The organism is Oleiphilus sp. HI0125, from assembly GCF_001635355.1.
The window spans coordinates 1-1,232 of the sequence record NZ_LWGF01000630.1 but is presented as its reverse complement, the minus strand read 5'-3'; the positions used below and the strand labels follow the sequence as shown (position 1 = coordinate 1,232).

Genomic DNA, 1,232 nt, shown 5'->3' with positions numbered 1-1,232 from the left:
GCAAGAGAATGTGACGGCACTTCGAGAAGTCGGAAAGCTTCTCGCATTTTTAAAAGAGCCTGATCCACCAAAAGGTTTAAAAGATGCTTGGCAGAAACTTCCTATCTTCAAGCAAGTTTTGAATATGGGGCCAAAGGTGCTCCGTAACGCACCTTGCCAAGAAGTCGTGATCGAGAAGGATCAAGTCGATCTCAGTAAAATCCCAGTTCAAACCTGTTGGCCGGGGGATGCAGGCCCCTTGATTACATGGCCGCTTGTGGTAACGAAAGGTCCTGATCCTGAGAGAGAACGCCAGAATTTAGGTATCTACCGTCAGCAAGTCATTGGTAAGAATCGCCTGATCATGCGCTGGCTATCGCATCGTGGTGGCGCGCTTGATTTACGTGAGTGGCAAGAGAAATATCCCGATAAACCGTTCCCAGTGGCGGTCGCTTTGGGTGCAGACCCTGCGACGATTTTAGGTGCTGTAACGCCGGTGCCAGACTCGTTGTCTGAATATGCGTTTGCAGGCTTACTGCGTGGCGGTAAAACAGAAACTGTAAAGACAAAGCATTCTGAGCTGACTGTGCCCGCGAGTGCTGAGTTTGTTTTAGAGGGCTTTATTTACCCCAACGACACGGCTCCAGAAGGTCCATTTGGTGACCACACAGGTTATTACAATGAAGTAGATGAGTTCCCAGTATTTACCGTGGAGCGTATTACGCATCGTAAAGATCCGATTTACCACAGTACTTACACGGGACGTCCACCTGATGAACCAGCTGTACTTGGGCTTGCATTGAATGAAGTCTTTATACCGATATTGCAAAAGCAGTTTCCTGAGATCGTTGATTTCTATTTGCCGCCAGAAGGCTGCTCGTATCGATTAGCCGTAGTGACGATGAAGAAACAATATCCCGGGCACGCGAAGCGGGTCATGATGGGAGTTTGGTCTTTCTTGCGTCAATTTATGTATACCAAGTTTGTCATTGTGACTGATGACGATGTAGATGCGCGTAATTGGGAAGATGTTATCTGGGCAATTACGACTAGAATGGATCCAGCACGCGATACTACTTTGGTCGAGAACACGCCAATAGATTACCTCGACTTCGCTTCGCCGATTTCTGGTTTGGGGTCGAAGATGGGTATGGATGCCACCAATAAATGGCCAGGTGAAACTGATCGTGAGTGGGGACGTTCAATTGAAATGGATGCGGATGTAAAAGCGCGTGTGGACTCAATGTGGGATG

At 48.1% G+C, this 1,232-nt stretch carries 1 protein-coding gene; it reads left to right on the top strand.

All coding sequences use genetic code 11. The features are described from left to right. Positions 1-1,232 (top strand): 4-hydroxy-3-polyprenylbenzoate decarboxylase (ubiD, locus tag A3762_RS08265; RefSeq protein WP_068754906.1); only part of this gene is annotated, 1,232 nt, incomplete at both ends.